Here is a 21,438-nt window from a genome sequence, read left to right on the forward strand (position 1 = left end):
TGTTAGGTGTAATTTTAATTTTCTAGAAAACCATCAGCTACCCATTGATCAATGATTTGACGAGTTTCAGCTGGTAATACACCTGCTGGCGGCATCGGATTCCCACTATTATTGATACGATTCAATAAGTTTCCTTGCTCTGTAGCAGCTCTTACATTTGCATAACCATTTAATTGTAAACCTGCATTTGCATTTGGTCCGCTGTGGCAACCAACACAGTTACTGTTTATTATGGCAGCAACATCATCGTCATAGGTAATGGTTTCTACGATAGGCGGCAAATCTTCAATATCGCCTTCATCAATAGTATTCGTTGTACAATTGAAAAGAGCAATTGTAATTAAGGACAACGATAGTAAGGTTAATTTTCTGTACATATTCTTAGTTTTAATTTATTGTCATTCAAGCTTAGTTTAATTGTTTTGAGTTAAGCTCTTTTTAGTGTTATCATTAAAAATTTAATTTAATGAATTTTAAGTTGTTAAAGGCATTTTTAAAATGTCTCTGAAATTTGTATAAACGTTTATTTAAAATACTGGTGTAAATAAAAATGATATTTGTAGTGTATACAACAGAAATCCCGTGAAACGGAAAAATAAGCCTTAAAAGGGAAGGATTATTTTTTCTAAAATTTCATCGCATGTCCTGTATTTACTATGATTTTCTTTAATTATTTATTTTTTCTTCTTAAAAACTATTTGAGGATACAATGTAGCTTCATTTTAATAGTTTGACTGTAACGATACCGTTTTTTACTAGTAATTTTCCGACACAATGACGTGTTTATACTAGTTGATTTTTACTTTGAACTACTCACTTCTGTAGGACGTATTCCAAATTCTTTTTTGAAACATTTAGAGAAATAAGACGGACTAGAAAATCCAAATTTGAATGCGATTTCTGCAACTGTATCATTATTATCTAATAGTGCCGTTCTGGCTTTATTTAATCTGATGAATAAAATTAATTGACTTGGCGATTTACTGGTTGTTTCTTTAATACGTCTTTGTAGTTTTCGTTCACTCACGCCAGTTTCTCTTGTGAGCATTTCTACTCCGAATGCATTGTTATCTAAATGTTGATCAATAATTTTAAGAACATCTTCTAAGAAAGAATCATATTTGGAAAAGCCATATGGATAAGAGGTTTTTTCTTCTGTATTTGATTTATCAGTAATACTGTACAGCGTACAAATTTCATGAGTTTTATAAGTTAATATTGAGGTTTCTTTTGAAAAATTGAATGCAACTCCTGATAGTAAATGCTTGATACTTTGCGTGACTAAAATTTTATTCGGTTTTATCAACGAAAGAATAGATGTTACGATGTAATTATCTCTATCGGTTAGCGGATCATCATATTTTTCGGCACTTTCCTTCATGTAAATACCTGCTGAGAAAGATATTCCTCTTATTTGTAAGCTTTGTTTCAACTTAATTGCGAAAGATATGGCTTTGCTTGGCACTTCGAATGCAATATTAAAAAACTGTGTATCTTGACTTACTAGTGTACCATCAAATTCTTTTAGAAGTTCATGTATAATATCTGACGCTAAACTTATTCCTGCAGATGTAATGATTTGTCCAAAAAGAATGGAAGAAAGGTGTTTTTTATAATAACCGTCGCAAGGTTTCAATGTATTGATAAATTCTTTCATTTCTCCTAGAACTTCTCGTGTGTTTCCTGCCCAGAAAAGATGATCATTTCCTGCAAATTCTACAAATTTTGAACCTTTGATGCGTTCTGCTATGAATTTTCCTTCTTCTATTTTTACGTCGATATCGTTGGTACGTTGCATCAATAATGTAGGAACTTTTATATAACCTAAAATATCAATAATATTGACTTGCGTGTTCATTTTGGTTAGCTTCAAAGCAGCTCTAGGGCTTGCGCCAGATCGAAAATAACTTGCCAACCAATTCATAAATTTTGGATCGTTTGCTTTGGAAGGCACTAAACTTTCTAAGTTCATTTCTCCACTTCCCCAATTATTTTCAATCATGTCGTATACCTTCTGGCGTTCTTCATCGGTTGGCGCCCATGGATAATTTTCTGAATATCTACGTTTTGCAAAAATTCCAAATGTAATTAATGCTCTTACACGATTTGGATATGTTGCACTAAACAAAGCTGAGACACTTCCGCCTTCCGAATGCCCAAATAAAATAGCTTTTTGAGAGTTTGTAGCATCCATAACCGCTTTGATATCTTCCATACGTTCTTCTAGTGTAGAAAGTTCTACGATACGATCTGAAAGTCCCGTACCTCGTTTATCAAAAAGAATGATACGTACAACTTTACTTAATTCTTGAAAGAAATCTACCAATTCTGGACATGCCCACATCCAATCAATATTAGAAACCCAACCAGGAATATATACCAAATCTATTGGACCAGAACCAAAAACCTGATAGGCAATGTTTAAATTTCCACTTTTTGTATATTGTATTTTAGGTACCATTAAATATTATTTAGGCATTTTACCTTGTTAGATTACAGTATAGTTATTTTCTTTTTAAGAATGAATCTATCTTCTTCTTGTTCAATTAAAAAACAATTAAAATTTACGCAAAAATTACACACATTGTATACTTTTTGACAGTAAAACTTTTACCAAAATAATGATTGAGGGGCTATGTATTAGTAAAAGTAGTACATGAATAAAATTACATTATTTTGGTAAATTATTGTTTTACTGTTTAAGTAGTTTAATTGTTTTGCTTACTTTTTGAGTAGCAATTCGCATCATGTACATTCCGCTTTTTAAGTTGCTGAGTTGTATGTTTTCTAAATTATTTTTTTGAGAAAGAACTAAACGTCCATTCATATCAAAGATTTCTACATTTTGTAGTGTAATTCCGCTTTGTTGAATTGTTACAACATCAGTTGCTGGATTGGGAAATATTAAAAGTTTTTCTAGCTGAGTTTCTTCTACAGAAAGTGTTTCAAAGTCAAACGAAGGAGTTCCAGATAAGCCTGAAGCATTTGGATCAACTACATTTACAAATTCTGCTGTTCCGTTATCAATCATATCAGCTTGCATGAATGATTTTAACGATGTTATTGTTGTTGCTAACGCAGAATTGTTGGCTAATATTTCTAAAGTTCCACTTGTTGGCGCACCATTTACTTGAAAAGTAACTATTGGTGTTACTGTGCCTGTAGAAGGTGCTGGTAACGAAGCTGGACTTCCTAAAGTTTCCGTTATTAAGTATCCGTCTAGTGTTGGTTGTGCTACATTAGTACCATCAAAAAAAGTAGCACTGACTGCTCCTCCTAGTGAAGAAATAACTGTAGCTGTAGCTCCATCAGGTAAAATAATAGTAAATCCGTAACTCTGTACAGAGGTTGCAAAGTTTGAAGAACTAGCGTTAGGAACAGCTCCAATAGAGAAATTGTAATTTCCATTGTCTATCAATGTATATGTATATCCATCTTGTGCATTCATTTGCAAGGTAAACAGACAGTAAATCGTCATGCATACATTTGTAAGGGTAAATTTGTTCATAGTATTTGTTTTTAGTTTTCTGGTAATTGTTCTTGTATTTGAAAAGTGCTAAAGTTTAAGAAGTTCCCTGGATGCGCTAGTACATTTTGTAGAATGAATGGCGCATCTGGTGAAACACCTTCGTATTGTATGTTTCCGTCCAAATTGAGATCATTCGCATCATATCCGCTTACAGCAAAAGTGGAAAAGTTTAAAAAGTTTCCAGGATCATTCAATACTAATGATAATATTGCTGGTGCATCAGGATCGGTTCCTGAGTATTGTACAATACTGTCACCATTTACATTTCCTGACCACATTCCTAAAGTATCGACAGGCATTCCTGCATCAGTTTGTGCATTGCTCCCAAATGTTATTGGAATTGTAGCATTTGTAAAGTCAATATTTACTCGATTTCCATCTAATTGTAATGCTGTACTTGACATAATTCCTAAATGGTTTCTATGACGAATAGCTACAAAATAATTGTCTATCGGTGATGTAAATTGTAAAATTCCACTTCCGTTGATATCTACAATATCTCCATCACGTTGTAGTAACGCTGATCTACTTTCTATCACAATTGAGCTATCAATAGCATCTCGCAATTCTACAAAAACCCAATCTACAATAGCATCGTTTCCTGTTTTATTAAATACAGAAGCATTACACGTAATACCATCAGCATATGGAGATGCAGTAGGAATGATTCCTGCGACACGCAAATCGTCTCGCATCAGATCTTCTTCTCCTGTATTTGGGTTTAAAAATGCACCTTGCAAATATGCTTTTGGTTCTGCGATGACCGTTCCTTGTTCTATAATGGATTTAAAGCCTGTCCAATTGGCATCCAAATAGGCTTGTCTTGTCCCTTGTGGGATAAATAAATCTATTTTCGTATTACCTCCAAAAGTTCCACTATTTACAGTTGCCGGATTTACACTTTCTGAAATAATTTCTGTTAAACCAGTGCTAAAAAATGCTTCTGATCTAATAAAAGTTACACCCGCAGGAATGGTCACACTTCGTAAACTAACATTGTCTCGAAATCCTCGAAATTCTATTGTGGTTAAAGTACTTGGTAAACTTATAGTACGTACGCCTCTGTTTCTAAATGCAGAGTTTCCAATCGTAGTAATGGTAAAATCCAAACCGCCTTTTGATATGAGTTCTGGAAAAACATAATCACCATTTGGTATAATTCCGTTTCTCCCAACAGCACTTAGGGTGTTTGGTGAAAGTGTGAGTATTTCATAGCGAATTCCATTTACTGTAAATCTATTTCCGATAGCAACTCCATTTCCATTGACGGAAAAGAATCCTGTCCAATCTGCAGCTTCATAGGTTGTTTCAGTTCCGTTCGGAATGGTTAGACTTATATTTTCATTTGCTCCAAAAGAGTTAGTTTCAATCGTTGCTGGCGTTGTTCCTAAGGCGATAACTTCTGTTAAACTATCTGTTGAAAATGCATTGGCGCCAATGTTAGTAATACTTACAGGAAGTGTGACACTGGTAATATCATCATTTTGAAACGCATTGGCAGCAATAGTAGTTATAGAGAAATTTTCAGTATTAAATGTTGTTTGCGCTGGAATAGCTATATTTCCTGTTACAGAACCATCAACGACAGCTACTTCATTTGGACTTAAAGAAGTTATTTCAAATGTAATTCCTCCATCAACAAATGTAGTTCCAATAGCACCATCAGACAATTCTCCATTTACAGAGAAAAATCCTGTCCAACCTGCATTTACATACGCCGTTTCAGTTCCGTTTGGAATGGTTAAATTAATTGCAGATCTATCACCCAAACTTGTCGCTACAATTGTTGGTGGTGTAGTTGCTTGCACATCCATAGCCGTAAGTGGCGTTGCTGTAAAAGCATTACTTCCGATTGATGTTACATTCGCTCCAATAACGACTGAAGTAATTCCTGTATTTTGAAACGCATTGTCTGCAATTTCAGTGACATTAAATGTAGTTCCACTGAATGATTCAGTCACCGTTGCTGGAATGATAATATTTTGATTTTGTAACCCATTAGCAATGTCCAATACGGTTACCTCGTTAGGATTTACGGCAATCACTTCGTATCGTAAGTCACCTTCTGTAAATCGTGCTCCTATTTGAAATTCTCCATTTACAGAAGCAAAACCTGTCCAACCTGCGGCTACATAATCATCAATTACTGTTTGTTGATTTGGAATTATAGACAAGTTGATGGCACTTCTTCCTCCAAAACTGTTTGATTCAATAGTCGCTGGCGTAGCACTATCTGCTGTGATCGTGTTGATTGGATTGTTGAGAAAAGCTTCATTTTGAATACTGGTAATATTAGAAGTAATTGTGATATCTGTTAATAGATTGTCACTAAATGTATGTAGCGCTATAGTAGAAATATTTGCTGGAGTTGTAACGCTTGTTAGTTTATTATTTCGAAAAGAAAATCCTTGTAATTCTATTAAACTGGATGGAAAACTAATAGATTCGATTTCATTATCACGAAATGAATCACTTTTAATAGATTGCAAATTCGCGGGAAGCGTCACACTTTGTATATTATTATTTCGGAATGTTTGCGAGTTGATGACTGTTATTCCATCTGGAATGACAATACTAGTCAATTGATTATTTCTAAATACAGATGAACCAAGTGTTGTTAAATTACTAGGAAGATTCACACTTGTAATTTGATTGTCTAAGAAAGCATCCGTATCAATAATTTGTACAGTATTTGGCAGTACAACTGTAATTAAATTATTATCTCTAAAAGCAGCTCTTCCAATTGTAATAACTCCTGTTGGAATGGTTATACTGCTTAATTGATTACCTAGAAAAGCTTCACGACCAATCACATCTAAAGAGTTTGGTAATGAAATACTAGATATTGTATTATTAATAAATGCTCCTTCTTCAATAGTAACCGTCCCGTTTGGAATGGTAACACTTGATAATTGATTGTTTCTAAATGCCCTAACTCCAATTGTTTCTGGTCCAGAATTAAAGGCAACTTGTGTTAAATCATTATTTAAAAAAGCTTCTTCGTTAATTGCTGATACAGAGGCAGGAAATATGATGGAAGTCAAATTGTTAGCTTCAAAAGAATCTTCACCAATCACTTCTACGTTGGTTGGTAGCACAACGCTATTTAGATTTCTACTTCTAAAAGCACGAAACCCAATAGCTGTTACGGTAAATGAAATACCGTTTTTAGTTGTTGTAGAAGGTAATATAGGATCAGCATCTACGGTTCCTCCTCGTAATTCAACTGTATTCGGATTGACTCCATTAATTCTATAATTGAATCCATCTGCAGAGAAATCAGAACCAATAAAAGGAGTTCCATTAATGGAAAAGAAACCTGTCCAACCACCATTTACATACGAAGCTTCCGAACCACTTGGCATCGTTAAACTGATGTTTCCACGATTTCTAATACTATTAGTTCCAAGTGTTGGAGCCACTACAGCTTGTGAAATAACTTCAGTGAGTATGTTATTGTCTCTAAAAGCTTCAGTAGCAATCGTAGTTACCGAAGCTGGAAGTGTAATTGTTGTTAAATTATTGTTCTCAAGCGCTTCTGTTCCAATAACTTCTACGTTGGTTGGTAGTATAACACTAGTTAGATTTCTACTTCTAAACGCACGAAGCCCAATAGTGGTTACAGTAAATGATAAACCATTTTTGACTGTTGTAGATGGTAATACTAAATCCGTACCACTTCCGCCGCCTCTTAGCTCAACCGTATTCGGATTGACTCCATTAATTCTATAATTAAATCCATCTACAGAGAAATCAGATCCAATAAAAGGCGTTCCATTGATGGAAAAGAAACCTGTCCAACCACCATTTACATACGAAGCTTCCGAACCGTTAGGCACTGTTAAACTAATATCTCCAAGATTTCTAATACTATTAGTTCCAAGTGTAGGAGCCGTTATAGCTTGTGAAATAACTTCAATGAGTATGTTATTGTCTCTAAAAGCTTCAGTAGCAATCGTAGTTACCGAAGCTGGAAGTGTAATTGTTGTTAAATTATTGTTCTCAAGCGCTTCTGTTCCAATAACTTCTACGTTGTCTGGTAGTATAACACTAGTTAGATTTCTACTTCTAAACGCACGAAACCCAATAGCGGTTACGGTAAATGACAAACCATTTTTGACTATTGTAGATGGTAATACTAAATCCGTACCACTTCCGCCGCCTCTTATCTCAACCGTATTCGGATTGACTCCATTAATTCTATAATTAAATCCATCTACAGAGAAATCAGAACCAATAAAAGGTGTTCCATTGACGGAAAAGAAACCAGTCCAACCACCATTTACATACGAAGCTTCTGAACCGTTAGGCACTGTTAAACTAATATCTCCACGATTTCTAATACTATTAGTTCCAAGTGTTGGAGCCGCTACAGCTTGTGAAATAACTTCAGTGAGTATGTTATTGTCTCTAAAAGCTTCAGTAGCAATCGTAGTTACTGAGATCGGAAGTGTAATTGTTGTTAAATTATTGTTCTCAAAAGCTTCATTTTTAATTGTTTCTATTGTATTTGAAAACACCACACTATTGATTCCTGCATTTCTAAAGGCACGATTCCCGACAGCAGTCACCATATATGCTTCTCCAAATTGTGGTTCAAATACCGAAGTAGGAATTGCTATATCTGTAATTCCGTTTAAACGGGCAGCAACCTCAACTTCCGCTGGATCTTGTGAAGTTACTCGATAGCGCAAGTCACCGACATCAAAAGTTGCCCCAATAGGAATTTCACCATTTATCGTATTAAAACCTGTCCAACCTGCTTGACGATACGTTTCTTCTAAGCCATCAGGAACTTCTAAACTTACGCCATCTCGTGTTCCGAAAGAACTATTTGAAATTGATGCAGGAACCGTTCCTAAAGCAATGACTTCATTTAATCCGCCGCCAAAAAAAGCCTCGCCTCCGATTGAAGTCACACTTGCTGGTAAGGTAATAGTTGTGAGTCCACCGTTGTCTCTAAATGCACGAAATCCAATAGTTGTAATAGTATTTGGCAGTATAACATTGCTCGCGCCATTTCTATATGCAGAATTTCCAATGGTAGTTACGGTATATACAATTCCGTTTCCATCGGTTGCCGTGCTTGGAATGGTTAGTGGAGAACTTCCGTCACTTCCTCCTGTGACTTGTACTTCGTTTGGATTTGTTGATAGTACACTAAAGTTGAATCCGTTGTCTGAAAAGCTCTGTGCAACACTCGTGAGAGTTACAAAAAAGAGCCCTATAAAATTAATTATAATAGTTTTCATGATTATTGGTTTTCTGGTAATTGTTGTTGTATTTTTTGGTATTGAATAGTTACTATAAAAACTATGATTTCAAGTAGAAATCATTCTTCCTTATGTTTCATTAAAACAAAGAAATATGTATCTAGTAATCGTTACAAGTTTTGTAGGGTATCAAAAAGGTATCAACGACTTATTTTACTGAATTTTAAATAATTATGATTTAAAAAAACAATTTAAAGAGTAATTAAAATTGATGTCAGATTGTTACTTAAATAGTAGGTTCTAAACTTATAATAGAAGTATCCTTACTTTCTATACATGTAATAATATTATCATCAGAAGCGAATCCTAATTTTTTACGAATTCGATACCTAGACGATTTTATAGAAGGTAATGTTGTATTGAATAATTTACTTATTTCTGTAGAACTCAATCCTAACTTCATCATGCAGAGTAATTCTTTTTCGCGTGGTTTCAATTCAGAAAAATGTGTATCTAATAACACTTTGAAATCAATACTTACCTCATCTAAATAGTTTTGCAAGCTTGATGTAGAACTTTTGGCTGTTTTTTCAGATAGTAAAGAAGCTGATAATGATTTTAACGCTGTTTTACGTTCTTTTTCATTTTCAAGTGTGATGATTTCTTTGATGTCATCTAGTGTTTTATTCAATACTTCTTCTGTAATTGAATTTTCTATGACTATTTTTTTTAATTCTTTTTCTCTATTCGCTAAGGCTAAATCAATTTTTAGTTTTTCAACTTCTTTGAGTTCTAGCGCATTTTCTGCCAATTGTAATCGTTGCCTGTTATTTTTTCTGATGAGTATAAAAGTAACGATGGCACCTATACTAAAAAGAAGAAGTAGAATAAAATATAAGGTATTTTTAGCTTGTTCATTTTTCAATTCGACAGCAGCTAACTGCTTTTCAGTTTCAAATTGATATGCATATTCTAAGTCTGCTAGCCTTTTTGTTCTACTTTCACTAATTAAAGAATCCTTGTATTTATCGTATATTAGGAAGGCTTTTCGCGATGCTTTATATTCTTTGTTATTATGTGCAATATTTGCTTTTCTAGAATACGCCCATTTCAATAATAAATGTGAGCTTACTTTTTTTGCATACACAATAGCACTATCTACATGTGTAGTTGCTTTGATATATTCTTTTTGTTTGTTATATACTTTGGCTAGACTTAAATGATTATTAGCTAGATGTTGATAGAGTCCCGTAGTATTTAAAAATGCTAAATTTTCAATAAGTTTTTGTTCTGCAATATTGTACTTGTGTTCTTTTATATAAGTATTAGCAATATTTGTTCGAACTCGTATTTGGTATTTTTTAGTAATCTTAGGAACTGCCAAGGCTTTGTTAAAATAATATATGGCAGAATCGTACTTTTTTTCTTCTACATATACAGCTCCCAAACGATTTAAGGATATGATTCTTCCTCTAGGAATGCTATCATATTTTTGAATTTCCAATGCACGTTTATAGTAATCTTTCGCTTTTCCTAAATCATTTAGTCGCTTGTAAACTCCTCCTATATTGCTAATACACTTTCCCGCAATTCTATTATACTTAATGGAGGAAGCGAGTTCAAAACCTTTGTTTGAATATTGAAGAGCTTCTGAATAGTTTCCTAGATTGGAATACATACTAGAAAGACTATATAATACTTCTGCTTTTAATTTTTGATAATGATAGCTTGTGTATCCTTTATCATTTAACTCTTTTTCTACTTCTAAGTGAACCTTCTTAGCTATAGATCTGTCAAAGAATGCTAAACGGTTTCCTAAATCTGCTTTTAAAGATAATTTTATAGAATCTGTTTCTGCTTTCTCTATTTGGAGCTTCAACGCATCTGCAATACTATCTTTTACTTGTGCATTAGCCCAAAAAACACATGTAAAACAAAGTAGTATATTTATAATTACTTTCTTCATCTATCTTAGTTTTTTGAGAATTGCTCTTGTATTAGAAATGTACCCGTATTTGAAAAGCTTCCAATAGCTTTCAAATCCGGTGAAAGAATTATTGATGTATTATTGCACATCAAATCTTGCTCATACAAATTGCCTGATAACACATTATAATTAAATGCCTTATCAAGAAAAGATTGCGTACCACGTGTCATCACAAACAATTGTGTACGTACTAGTGTTAGTTTTGTTTTTATGAAATTTGCCCCGATCATAATTTTAGTATTGGTTAATAAAATAATAGTTTACGTAGGCTTATTTATAATTCAATACTAATGTTAGTGTCAGATATAACTAAAACTAAACTTTATAGACACAAAAGTAATTTCAATTTTAACATTATAATATAACAATACCGCATAATACTGTCACATTTCCGACATATCGTCGGTTTTTTACACTTTACACATAAAAAACTATATATCAACACATTAAACACTAAATGTATTTAAAAAAATGAAATACTTGTATAATTCGGCTAACTTGTTTTAGATTCTTTATTTTTGTGAAATGATTCAAAAGATTGCATTTGGTGGTGGCTGTCATTGGTGTACAGAAGCGGTTTTTCAATCGTTGATTGGTGTAAAAAATGTGGCACAAGGTTGGGTACAATCCAGTGACGATAATGCTACATTTTCAGAAGCCGTAATTGTTATATTTGATGCTTCTACAATTCCTTTAAAGGTTCTTGTAGAAATTCATTTAAGAACACATAAATCGACGGTGCAACATTCCATGCGAGAAAAGTATCGTTCTGCGATTTATTATTACGATCAATCGCAGCAAGAAGAAGTTTCTACAATCTTAACGGAGTTACAAGCCAGTTTTGATGATAAAATTATCACACAAACATTACCTTTTGTAGCATTTAAAGCTTCGCGCGCAGCAATTACCAATTATTATTATTCCAATCCGCAGAAACCATTCTGCGAACAGTTTATCAATCCGAAATTGAAATTGTTATTGCGTGAGTTTTCAGAATTTGCAGCAAAAAATAAGTTGCTGCATTTAGATTAATTATGAATTCATCATTGCAAATGTTTTGAAAAAAATGTGGCAATCTGTTCCTTTAATCACAGATTACTTCGTCGCTTACTCCTCGTAATGACGTAAACAAAAAATTTCTGCCTACACAGAGATAACAAATCTACTAGTTGTACTCAAACGTTCCGTATACACTTGAAATCGTAAGTTTTTTATTTTCAGAAGCCTCTACGCTACCTACAATTTGTGCATTGACATTGTACGATTTTGAAATAGCAATGATATCTTCAGCGACCTCAGCAGAAACATAAATTTCCATTCTGTGACCACAGTTAAAAACTTGATACATTTCTTTCCAATCTGTATTGGATTGTTCTTGAATGAGTTTGAAAAGTGGTGGAATTTCAAACATATTATCTTTGATGATATGCAGATTTTCTACGAAGTGTAATATTTTAGTTTGTGCACCACCACTACAATGAACCATTCCGTGAATTTGCTCGGAAGTGTATTTATCCAAAATACTTTTAATAATTGGCGCATAGGTTCTTGTTGGTGATAATACAAGTTTACCAGCATCAATTGGTGAGTTTTCAACCGCATCCGTTAGTTTCGTATTTCCAGAATACACCAAATCGCTTGGCACTGCATTGTCAAAACTTTCTGGATATTTTTCAGCTAAATACTTATGAAATACATCATGACGCGCAGATGTTAATCCGTTACTTCCCATTCCGCCATTATAATCTTTCTCGTATGTTGCTTGTCCAAAAGATTCCAAACCAACAATAACATCGCCTGCTTTGATATTTGCATTGTCAATGACATCTGTTCGTTTCATACGTGCCGTTACCGTAGAATCTACAATAATCGTACGCACTAAATCACCAACATCTGCAGTTTCTCCTCCTGTAGAATGTATAGTTACGCCAAACTCTTTGAGTTCTTGAATCAATTCTTCGCTTCCATTAATAATTGCCGAAATAACTTCTCCTGGAATAGCGTTTTTGTTTCTCCCAATTGTAGAAGATAGCATGATATTATCAGTGGCTCCAACACATAACAAGTCATCAATATTCATAATCAACGCATCTTGTGCAATACCTTTCCATACAGACAAATCGCCTGTTTCTTTCCAATACATATATGCTAATGACGATTTTGTCCCTGCGCCGTCTGCATGCATGATCAAACAATATTCATCATCATTCGTTAAATAATCAGGGACAATTTTGCAGAAAGCTTTTGGAAATAATCCTTTATCAATGTTTTTGATCGCGTTGTGTACATCTTCTTTTGATGCTGAAACTCCGCGCATTGCGTAGCGTTTTGATACTTCTTGACTCATAGTTGTTGTGTTGTGCTGCAAATATACTTTTATTGTTTAAATTTTATTTCTGAAAAAGTGGTTTTTTATCTATTTTGCAGAAAGACCTTTTTACAATGAAGAAAACTGCTTGCTTTGTGTTATTATTTTTCTTGGTTCAACTTGTCTTTACGCAAGAAACTACACAAAAATCCTATGCGCTTTATGGAAAAAAATTAACTGAGCATATCACTGTTCATAATCAAAATAGACTTGAAGGTACTGGTGAAGGTATTATTTCCGTAGAACATTTAGATCAAAAAGTAGAAGGAGAACTTACCGAATTTTCCGTTATTAAAAACTCGAAAACAGAGTTTCAAAAAAATAAGTTAGAGAAAACATATTTGAACGATCGATCAATTTTTGTCGCAACTATGATGGGAAATAGTATTAAATCTGTTGATTCTAGCTATTTGGAAGGTAAGACTATTTCATACACAAAAGAAGCTTATGACTTGTGGAATGTATCAAATTTTGAAGAATATAAATCATATGAACAAGATGAACTGAATGATGAGTTAGTTGCTTTAAATGATAGCATCATAAAGGTAAAAACATATTTTATATATCCTGAAAGAATGCGTATCGGAGAAACATTAAAACTTAACAAAGATAATCTTGGAACTTTTTATGAAATTAAAGATTACGAAGCTGTAAGTGGTACTTTGCAATTGAAAGAAGTTGCAAAACAAAACAATGACCTGATTGCAATTTTTGAGGTAGCAATTCAAGTTAAAGGAATAGTTGATCCTGAAGATAATGCTTTTATAGTTATTGAAATGAATGGAATTGCCAAACGATCACTGACACAGTTTTATGATCAAGAAGTAAGTTTAGCCGGAACTGTTACAATGAAAGGAAAGCTAAATGAAGATCAATTTTTAACCATGTTTATTCCTGCAACGTTGTCTATGAGACAAAGCATTGAAAATTAGATTTTTATAAAAATACGGCATCTGCCGAATGTTTTCACTTTTGATTATACTGCACATTTGTAGTGTAATTTTAAAAAGTGATTCCCATGCAACGTTTTTTCCTCTTTATTTTGTGTTTTGTTGTATCTTTTTCTTTTGCACAACAAGTAAAAACACAGAAAGATATTCTTAATTTCCCAAATACTGATTTGGTCAAAGATTTTAATCTGAAAGTAAAAGGAAATATCAAACCGATCACTGTTGTTAAAAGTACATTTATAGATATTGGGTTTGGATTTGAAAACAAAAATTTTAACTATCTAAAGAAAGATTACAGTACTAGAACACTCACTTTTGAAGGCAATAAACTTATCAGTAATAGCAACAAGTTTCAAAACGCTTTTGGAAAGCCAAATGTTTTCTATTTTTATTATTCGTATGATGACAAAGGAGTTTTAAAAAGCAGTACTAGCAAATCTTCCAATGCTGGAAAATTAGATAAAAATGATGAAATAAATGAATATCGTTTTTACTCAAACGGACTTATCAAAGAAAATGTATTTAAAGGGTTAGGAAAGGTAGAAACACTACAATACAGTTATAAAAACAATTCACTTTCATACACTTTCCCTAATGGAAATACAACATATCATCTTACAAACGGTTTAATCACTAAAGAAGTTACTTTTAATAAAAGTGCTAATAAAACTTTTACAGAAAACTACAGCTACAACGACCAAGGTTTTTTAGTGGCACAGCAAGGAGAAACAAACAAATATACGTTTCAACTGAATGCAAATAATTTGATTGAAAAGGAGATTCGAAATAATTATACGAGTCATTACAAATATGTGTATGACAAGTACGGAAACTGGATAATAGCCTATACATTGTCTAAAGGTTCTAAAGGATTGTACGGAAGCCGTTTTAACTTTTACTTGCGAGAAATAAAATATAGCAATGGAGAAACTACTGGCGGAAAAACGCCTGAAAGCCCAAATATTAAAGTAGCGCTTTTAAAAGCAAGACAATCTTTATATGACGAACTCATCTTGGGCAAAAAATCCTATGTAGCCAAAAAAGTACGCAATGTAGACTTAGGATTTCCGATGCATGAAATTGAAGAAGATTATAATCTGAAGATTGCTAAAGGCAACATTATTCCTGTAAAACTGAATAAAAAACAATACGATCAAAGAGAAAAGTTTAGAAGTAATGAAATTATGACTGAATTAAAGTTAGAAAGTGTCACTGAATTTGATCCAAAACTTAAAAAAGTAAAAACATCTCAAATCACTAGAAAGGCTAAAACTACAAAGTATTATTACAACTATGACGATCAAGGACGACTCATAAAATATTGGACAGATAATGGACTTTACGGAAATCGTTTTGAAAACTATTCTTATGAAGGAAACGGCAACTTTTTACGCGCTATTTCTTTTAAAGAAAATGGTCCTGCAGTGAAAGAAATTTACAAAAAAACAGAGTATGGCTACCAAATTAACGGGCAAATAAATGATAAAATTTACACTGAAAACAATCTTATCAAAAAGAAAGTTTCTGGATATAATAAAACTTCACCTTCAGAAAGTTTTTATACACATAACGATCAAGGGAACGTCATAAAACTAGAAAGCAAATATTATACAACTATCAAGAAATACAATGCTCAAGGTGATCTTGAGTTTTCCAAAGAAACTAGAAAAAGTGATGGCAGTTATACGGCACATACATATGCTTATAAATATGACAAATATGGTAACTGGATTATTCAAGTGCGTCTTTTAGATATGAGTATGGCTAAAGGAATTCCAAGTTTTCCAAATCCTACACTACGCCAAATTACCTATAGTAACGGAAAAGTTACTGGAACTACAGATATCACAAAAGTTGAGAAGGATTTAATTTCACTCAGAAAAAAAGTAAAAGCTGCAGAAAGCAATACAACTTCTAGTACTGGAGTTGCTACTTGGAAAAAAGCCAAAGAAGATAATTTTTATTTCTATATCGATAACAAGCCTGTACAAAAAGCACAGTTAGGTTATATGGGAGATCATATTTTGGCATTCAATCAAGATAACAATCAATTGTATAAGTTAGAAAATGTAAAAAATGCTAAAATCAATACTACTTACAATGCACAAAAGATCAACGTTAAAACTGCTCACGGATATTGGTTTAAAAAAACGAATGGTTCTGTCGTAGTTTTTAAAAACAATGGAGTTGTGATTCAGAAAAGTAATTTATACAAATATGCTCCTAATGGTATAGATGTGTTTTATCAAGGTGAAGGAGACACTAAAAAAGTGGTGTTGCAAAATTATAAAAGCGCCAAAGTATTCACCGTATATCCTGCAATTGATTTTAACACGTATGATACTGGAGAAAACACAACTACTAATACGGTTGCAAAACGTTCTGGAACTTGCTTACGTGGCGATTGTGACAATGGATATGGTGAATTTAAATACGCTTCTAGCGGAAAAATTGCTAAAGGATTCTATACTAACGGACAACCAAATGGTGTGATACTCATTGAAAGTGCTAATATAAAAGATGCCGTTTTTTCTAGCTATGTGAATTCTTTTGACAAAAACGATGCCTTTACTTATGAATTTGACGGCAAAAACACAGTCTATTTCTATGATAAAAACCTAACAAAAGGTTTTGCTAACGACTCTAAAAAGAAAGAAACTTACAAACTCATTTTCAAAAACAGAAAAGTTGTTTCAAAACAATTGCTAAAATATAATGGCGAAACGGGTTGTATGCTTGGAAATTGCACCAACGGTATTGGTGTATACAAATATAGTAATGGCGCTTTCTATTTTGGTACATTTAGTAATGGTAAAAGAAGTGGTTTTGGAAAAATAGATTTCAGCAATGGAACATATTATATTGGTGAATTTAGCAATGGAGACTATAACGGACTTGGAAGTTATACATGGTCTGAACATAATTTTTATATGGGCGAATATAAAAATGGAAAATACCATGGAAAAGGTGTCATGTACTATGATAAAACACGTTACGATGCAGGAACATGGGCAAACGGAAAATTTCAAGGGAAAGTTACCTCAACTTCTAATTCAAGTTCAACTTCAACTTCAAATTCAAACAATTCAACTTCAGGCTTTAATACTTTTTCAACAACTGAAAAAAGCAGTATTAGCGCCTGCAACAATGATGCGAAATGTGTTGCAAATTACTTTCATGAGTTGCATAAGAAAAATAAAAGTACTCTCTCAAGCAGCGAATTAAATAAAAAGATGACCAATTATTTTCACAGCTTATATAGTATGAATCCAAAATTGGCTTACAACATCTGCTTCAAGCTAAACACAGATACATTCAACACTATTAAAATCAAAACTTTACCACAAAATGTACAAGCAGATTTAAAAGCTAGAGCACAAAAACTTACGGATGGTTATCAGAAACACTTGAAAAAGCAAGGATATTAGTGGCTTACATCTTTTCTCACAGAGATAAACCAATAAATCTTTCGTTTTTATAATAAGTGTTAGTATTTTGGTAGTTTATGAAAAAAATATTTTTATTTGTCTGTCTAACTTTATTTTTCCAACAAGTAACTTTTGGTCAAAACGATCAAACAAAAAAATATCAACTCAATAAACTTGATGCAACCCAAACGTTTTCTAAAAAAGAGGTAACGTATCAAATGAAAAATACAGGAAGAGGAACTATAATCTCGGAATATAATGATAGTGCGCTAGAAGCTATTATAAAAAAATACAGCGCAGAAGTACATTATGAAGATGTATTTTCAGCTACTAGAATAAAAAGAATCTTCAAAAAAAATAGTGTATCTATAGAAAGTATAGCTAGAGGAACTCCCTCTACATACAATCGTCAAAATATGTTTAAAGAAAAAGCAGTCGTTTTTGAGCGAGAAAAAGAGTTATGGAAAGTGCCTAAACTTGATATCTATGATTCACTTCAACGTGAACGAATCAATATATTTTTACGAACACTAAATACTGGTAACAGCAATCGAATACAAGATTTTATACATCCCGATTATATGCAAATTGGAGATACGTTTCAATTAAAAAACAGTTCTGTAAATAACTTTTTTGATCTCTCAAAATCTACTTCAACCAAAGGAAAATTCACACTCAGAAATGTGATTATTGAGAATGATGATACTGTTGCTATTTTTGAGGTTGATTTTAAGATTGAAGGATTATCAGATAATGATGATATGACTGTAAATTTTAAAGGAACTATTAAAAGATCCATTTCTAAATTCTACGATAAAGAAATTGATTTGCATGGAGAAACCTCCGTATTTATGAAGAAAGAAAAAATGTATACAAGAATGCCTTGTACATTATTTATGACTCGAAAATTATACTAACTTCTTCTCAAAACAAACACTTTCTGGAGCACCAATATATTGTCCATAATTTGGAATTTGCTTGTAATTGTTTTTCTCGTAAAAACGAATAGCTTCTGGCAACATCGTTCCTGTTTCCAAAACACAACTTGAGTTTCCTAATTCTTTAGCCCAAGTTTCTAGTTCGGTTAAAATATTGATACCTAAGCTTTTCCCTTGGAGTTTTTGACGTACGTACATGCGTTTTACCTCAACTGTGGTTTCTGTAAATTTCTTTATGGCGCCACAACCAATTGGTTCATTATCTAAGTACAATACAATTGCATGATGTAAATCTTCCAAGCCATTAAACTGACTGTAAAATTCGTCACTTTCACCATTTCGTAGGCTTAAGAATGTATCGAGTTCTTTAACTAAATTGATGAAGTCTTTGTCTTTAGAGTTTGTTCTTTTGGTTGTTAGTGTATTTGTCAATTTGTTGATTTTTTTTGTTGATTTGTTGATGAGATGCTGAATCAAGTTCAGCATGACGTTATGGCTTTATGTTATCATTAGAAATAAGATTCGTCATTGCGAGAATTTTATAAAATTCGTGGCAATCTATCTCAAAAGAAAATTCTAAGCAGACATATAAACAGACTACCACGTCGCAAACTCCTCGTAGTGACGTATCAAAACAAAATACATGTTAACTTCTAAAAGCGAAGCGTCTCTAAAGTGAAACGTGACTAACAGGCGAAGCCGATACTAAAAGCACAAAGTGCGGTCTAACAGCAAAGCATATCTAACGCGTAAACAACAGCTCTCTATACTTTACCAACGGCCAAACATTATCATCTACTAAAAGTTCTAATTTATCACAGTGATAACGGATTTCATCAAAAAATGGTTTTACCTTGTTGCAATACGCTTCTGCGGCTTTTTGTCCATCTAATTTGTTTGCTTTTTTACGTTCGTCAGTCATTGCATTTACTTTCGAATTGATTCCTGAAATATGTTCCGATATTTTTTTAATCAGATCAATTTGTTCAGCAGCTAACTTTTTAAAATCATTTCCAAAAATTTCTTTCAATCCGCTTACATTTTCTATCAAAGTATTTTGATAACCAATTGCTGTAGGAATCACATGATTTCGGGCAATATCACCCAATACACGACCTTCTATTTGAATGCGTAAAATATATTCTTCCAATTCAATCTCATGACGCGCTTCTACTTCTATTTTACTCATCACGTTCAATTCTTCATACAAAGCAATTGTTTTCTTAGAAATTTGAGCTTTTAGAGCTTCTGGAGTGGTTTTGTTATTGCTTAATCCTCGTTTTCTAGCTTCTTTTTCCCAAGCTTCTCCATAACCATTACCTTCAAAACGAATCTTTTTAGAAGCCTTTATGTATTCTCTTAAAATATTAAAAATGGCTTCATCTTTTTTCAAGTCTTTTTCTTCAACCAAAGCATCAACCTCAACTTTAAAATCTTTTAGTTGCTTCGCGATGATTGTATTTAAAACAGTCATCGGTCCTGCACAATTTGACCAAGAACCAACTGCTCTTAATTCAAATTTATTTCCTGTAAAGGCAAATGGCGACGTTCTGTTACGATCTGTATTGTCTAATAAAATTTCAGGAATCTTCCCTACAATATTCAGTTTTAAATCTGTTTTTTCTTGTGGTGATAATTTTCCTTTCGTTACATTTTCCAATTCATCCAAAACTGCCGACAATTGTGATCCGATGAATACAGAAATAATTGCTGGAGGCGCTTCGTTTGCTCCCAAACGATGATCATTACTTGCGCTTGCTATGGCTGCTCTAATGAGTTCTTCATTATCATGAACTGCTTTGATCGTATTTACAAAGAAGGTTAAGAACTGTAAATTCTTCATTGGAGTTTTCCCTGGACTCAATAAGTTTACGCCAGTATTTGTTGCCAATGACCAATTGTTATGCTTTCCAGAACCATTAATTCCTGCAAATGGTTTTTCGTGAAACAATACTTTAAATTGATGACGTTGCGCCACTTTTTCCATCACATCCATTAATAAAGAATTGTGATCTACTGCTAAATTTGCTTCTTCAAATATTGGAGCCAATTCAAATTGGTTTGGAGCAACTTCGTTATGACGTGTTTTTACTGGAATTCCTAATAACATACATTCTTGCTCCAAATCGCGCATGTAACTCATGACACGTGTTGGTATAGAACCAAAATAATGGTCGTCTAATTGTTGTCCTTTGGCAGGAGAATGTCCTAATAGTGTTCTTCCTGTTAGGGTAATATCTGGTCTTGCTGCTGCTAATGCAGAATCGATTAAGAAATATTCTTGTTCCCAACCTAAAGAAGCATTTACCTTAGAAACATTCTTGTCGAAATATTTACAAACTGCTGTTGCTGCTTGATCTACTGCTTGTAAAGCTCTCAATAATGGTGCTTTGTTGTCTAATGCTTCTCCTGTATAAGCAACAAATATTGTTGGAATACATAAAGTTGTACCATATATAAATGCTGGTGATGTTGGATCCCAAGCAGTGTAACCTCTTGCTTCAAAAGTATTTCTAATTCCTCCATTTGGAAAACTTGACGCATCTGGTTCTTGTTGAACCAATTGTCCGCCATCAAATTTTTCCATAGCACGTCCGTTACCGATAGTTTCAAAAAAAGCATCATGTTTTTCGGCAGTTGCTCCCGTGAGAGGTTGAAACCAATGTGTATAATGTGTAGCTCCTTTACTTATTGCCCACTCTTTCATTCCTGTAGAAATATGGTCTGCAATTTTTCGATCGATTTTAGTTCCAAACTCAATAGCATTCATGACGCTTTGATAGGCATCTTTAGTCAAATGTTGCAACATAGCATGCTCATTGAATACGTTTTCACTAAATATTTCTGAACGACGACCTTTTTCTTGAATTTCAACAGGTTTTCTGTTTAATGTTTCTTTTAGGGCATTAAATCTGAGTGTAGACATGATGAATTTTGTTATTTTTTACAAATATATCAATTTCAGCTTATTTTTATTTATCAAAATACAATTACCCCTAAAAAAATAGGGGTTGTTAATAAACAT

At 33.1% G+C, this 21,438-nt stretch carries 12 protein-coding genes; 4 read left to right on the top strand and 8 right to left on the bottom strand.

Annotated elements, in window-relative coordinates; translation table 11 throughout:
- Window positions 1–14 precede the first annotated feature (14 nt).
- The 5 genes from ACOQOS_RS07935 to ACOQOS_RS07955 all read right to left on the bottom strand — a co-directional run bounded on the left by ACOQOS_RS07935 (window position 15) and on the right by ACOQOS_RS07955 (window position 10,708).
- A complete protein-coding gene (locus ACOQOS_RS07935) occupies window positions 15–377 on the bottom strand; it encodes a c-type cytochrome (RefSeq protein WP_420574434.1) in 363 nt (120 codons plus the stop codon).
- Between the two features lie 422 nt (window positions 378–799).
- A complete protein-coding gene (locus tag ACOQOS_RS07940; protein ID WP_420574435.1) occupies window positions 800–2,461 on the bottom strand; it encodes an alpha/beta fold hydrolase in 1,662 nt (553 codons plus the stop codon).
- A 231-nt stretch (window positions 2,462–2,692) separates the two neighbouring features.
- Window positions 2,693–3,508, bottom strand: coding sequence for a T9SS type A sorting domain-containing protein (locus ACOQOS_RS07945; protein ID WP_420574436.1), 816 nt, complete (start codon window positions 3,506–3,508; stop codon window positions 2,693–2,695).
- Between the two features lie 11 nt (window positions 3,509–3,519).
- The gene (locus ACOQOS_RS07950; RefSeq protein WP_420574437.1) at window positions 3,520–8,781 is read right to left on the bottom strand and encodes a leucine-rich repeat protein; all 5,262 of its coding nucleotides are present in this window, start codon (window positions 8,779–8,781) and stop codon (window positions 3,520–3,522) included.
- Window positions 8,782–9,028: 247 nt separating this feature from the next.
- Window positions 9,029–10,708 (bottom strand): tetratricopeptide repeat protein, encoded by a 1,680-nt coding sequence (locus tag ACOQOS_RS07955; RefSeq protein ID WP_420574438.1) that lies wholly within the window; start codon window positions 10,706–10,708, stop codon window positions 9,029–9,031.
- Window positions 10,709–11,254: 546 nt separating this feature from the next.
- Between ACOQOS_RS07955 and ACOQOS_RS07960 the strand changes: the two genes are divergently transcribed.
- Window positions 11,255–11,761: a peptide-methionine (S)-S-oxide reductase gene (locus ACOQOS_RS07960; RefSeq protein WP_420574439.1), complete on the top strand. Its 507-nt coding sequence runs from the start codon at window positions 11,255–11,257 to the stop codon at window positions 11,759–11,761.
- A gap of 133 nt (window positions 11,762–11,894) precedes the next feature.
- Here ACOQOS_RS07960 and ACOQOS_RS07965 read toward each other — a convergent pair whose 3' ends face one another.
- The gene (locus ACOQOS_RS07965; protein WP_420574440.1) at window positions 11,895–13,076 is read right to left on the bottom strand and encodes an AIR synthase related protein; all 1,182 of its coding nucleotides are present in this window, start codon (window positions 13,074–13,076) and stop codon (window positions 11,895–11,897) included.
- A 95-nt stretch (window positions 13,077–13,171) separates the two neighbouring features.
- Between ACOQOS_RS07965 and ACOQOS_RS07970 the strand changes: the two genes are divergently transcribed.
- From ACOQOS_RS07970 to ACOQOS_RS07980, 3 genes are all read left to right on the top strand, one after another.
- Window positions 13,172–14,029 carry a hypothetical protein gene (locus ACOQOS_RS07970; RefSeq protein WP_420574441.1) on the top strand — a complete coding sequence of 286 codons (858 nt, stop codon included), beginning with the start codon at window positions 13,172–13,174 and terminating at the stop codon, window positions 14,027–14,029.
- Window positions 14,030–14,115: 86 nt separating this feature from the next.
- Window positions 14,116–17,475, top strand: coding sequence for an MORN repeat-containing protein (locus ACOQOS_RS07975; protein ID WP_420574442.1), 3,360 nt, complete (start codon window positions 14,116–14,118; stop codon window positions 17,473–17,475).
- A 77-nt stretch (window positions 17,476–17,552) separates the two neighbouring features.
- A complete protein-coding gene (locus ACOQOS_RS07980; RefSeq protein WP_420574443.1) occupies window positions 17,553–18,392 on the top strand; it encodes a hypothetical protein in 840 nt (279 codons plus the stop codon).
- Here the strand turns inward: ACOQOS_RS07980 and ACOQOS_RS07985 are convergent.
- Window positions 18,384–18,899, bottom strand: coding sequence for a GNAT family N-acetyltransferase (locus ACOQOS_RS07985; RefSeq protein WP_420574444.1), 516 nt, complete (start codon window positions 18,897–18,899; stop codon window positions 18,384–18,386). The genes ACOQOS_RS07980 and ACOQOS_RS07985 overlap by 9 nt on opposite strands.
- 256 nt (window positions 18,900–19,155) lie before the next feature.
- The gene (locus ACOQOS_RS07990; RefSeq protein ID WP_420574445.1) at window positions 19,156–21,339 is read right to left on the bottom strand and encodes a glutamine synthetase III; all 2,184 of its coding nucleotides are present in this window, start codon (window positions 21,337–21,339) and stop codon (window positions 19,156–19,158) included.
- Between the last annotated feature and the right edge of the window lie 99 nt (window positions 21,340–21,438).

Origin of the sequence: Kordia sp., from assembly GCF_965224175.1 — a bacterium.
GTDB lineage: Bacteria > Bacteroidota > Bacteroidia > Flavobacteriales > Flavobacteriaceae > Kordia.

Bases quoted from the DNA above. Each gene is read 5' to 3' on its own strand.
- ACOQOS_RS07935 (WP_420574434.1), bottom strand. From the start codon at position 377: ATGTACAGAAAATTAACCTTACTATCGTTGTCCTTAATTACAATTGCT.
- ACOQOS_RS07940 (WP_420574435.1), bottom strand. From the start codon at position 2,461: ATGGTACCTAAAATACAATATACAAAAAGTGGAAATTTAAACATTGCC.
- ACOQOS_RS07945 (WP_420574436.1), bottom strand. From the start codon at position 3,508: ATGAACAAATTTACCCTTACAAATGTATGCATGACGATTTACTGTCTG.
- ACOQOS_RS07950 (WP_420574437.1), bottom strand. From the start codon at position 8,781: ATGAAAACTATTATAATTAATTTTATAGGGCTCTTTTTTGTAACTCTC.
- ACOQOS_RS07955 (WP_420574438.1), bottom strand. From the start codon at position 10,708: ATGAAGAAAGTAATTATAAATATACTACTTTGTTTTACATGTGTTTTT.
- ACOQOS_RS07960 (WP_420574439.1), top strand. From the start codon at position 11,255: ATGATTCAAAAGATTGCATTTGGTGGTGGCTGTCATTGGTGTACAGAA.
- ACOQOS_RS07965 (WP_420574440.1), bottom strand. From the start codon at position 13,076: ATGAGTCAAGAAGTATCAAAACGCTACGCAATGCGCGGAGTTTCAGCA.
- ACOQOS_RS07970 (WP_420574441.1), top strand. From the start codon at position 13,172: ATGAAGAAAACTGCTTGCTTTGTGTTATTATTTTTCTTGGTTCAACTT.
- ACOQOS_RS07975 (WP_420574442.1), top strand. From the start codon at position 14,116: ATGCAACGTTTTTTCCTCTTTATTTTGTGTTTTGTTGTATCTTTTTCT.
- ACOQOS_RS07980 (WP_420574443.1), top strand. From the start codon at position 17,553: ATGAAAAAAATATTTTTATTTGTCTGTCTAACTTTATTTTTCCAACAA.
- ACOQOS_RS07985 (WP_420574444.1), bottom strand. From the start codon at position 18,899: ATGCTGAACTTGATTCAGCATCTCATCAACAAATCAACAAAAAAAATC.
- ACOQOS_RS07990 (WP_420574445.1), bottom strand. From the start codon at position 21,339: ATGTCTACACTCAGATTTAATGCCCTAAAAGAAACATTAAACAGAAAA.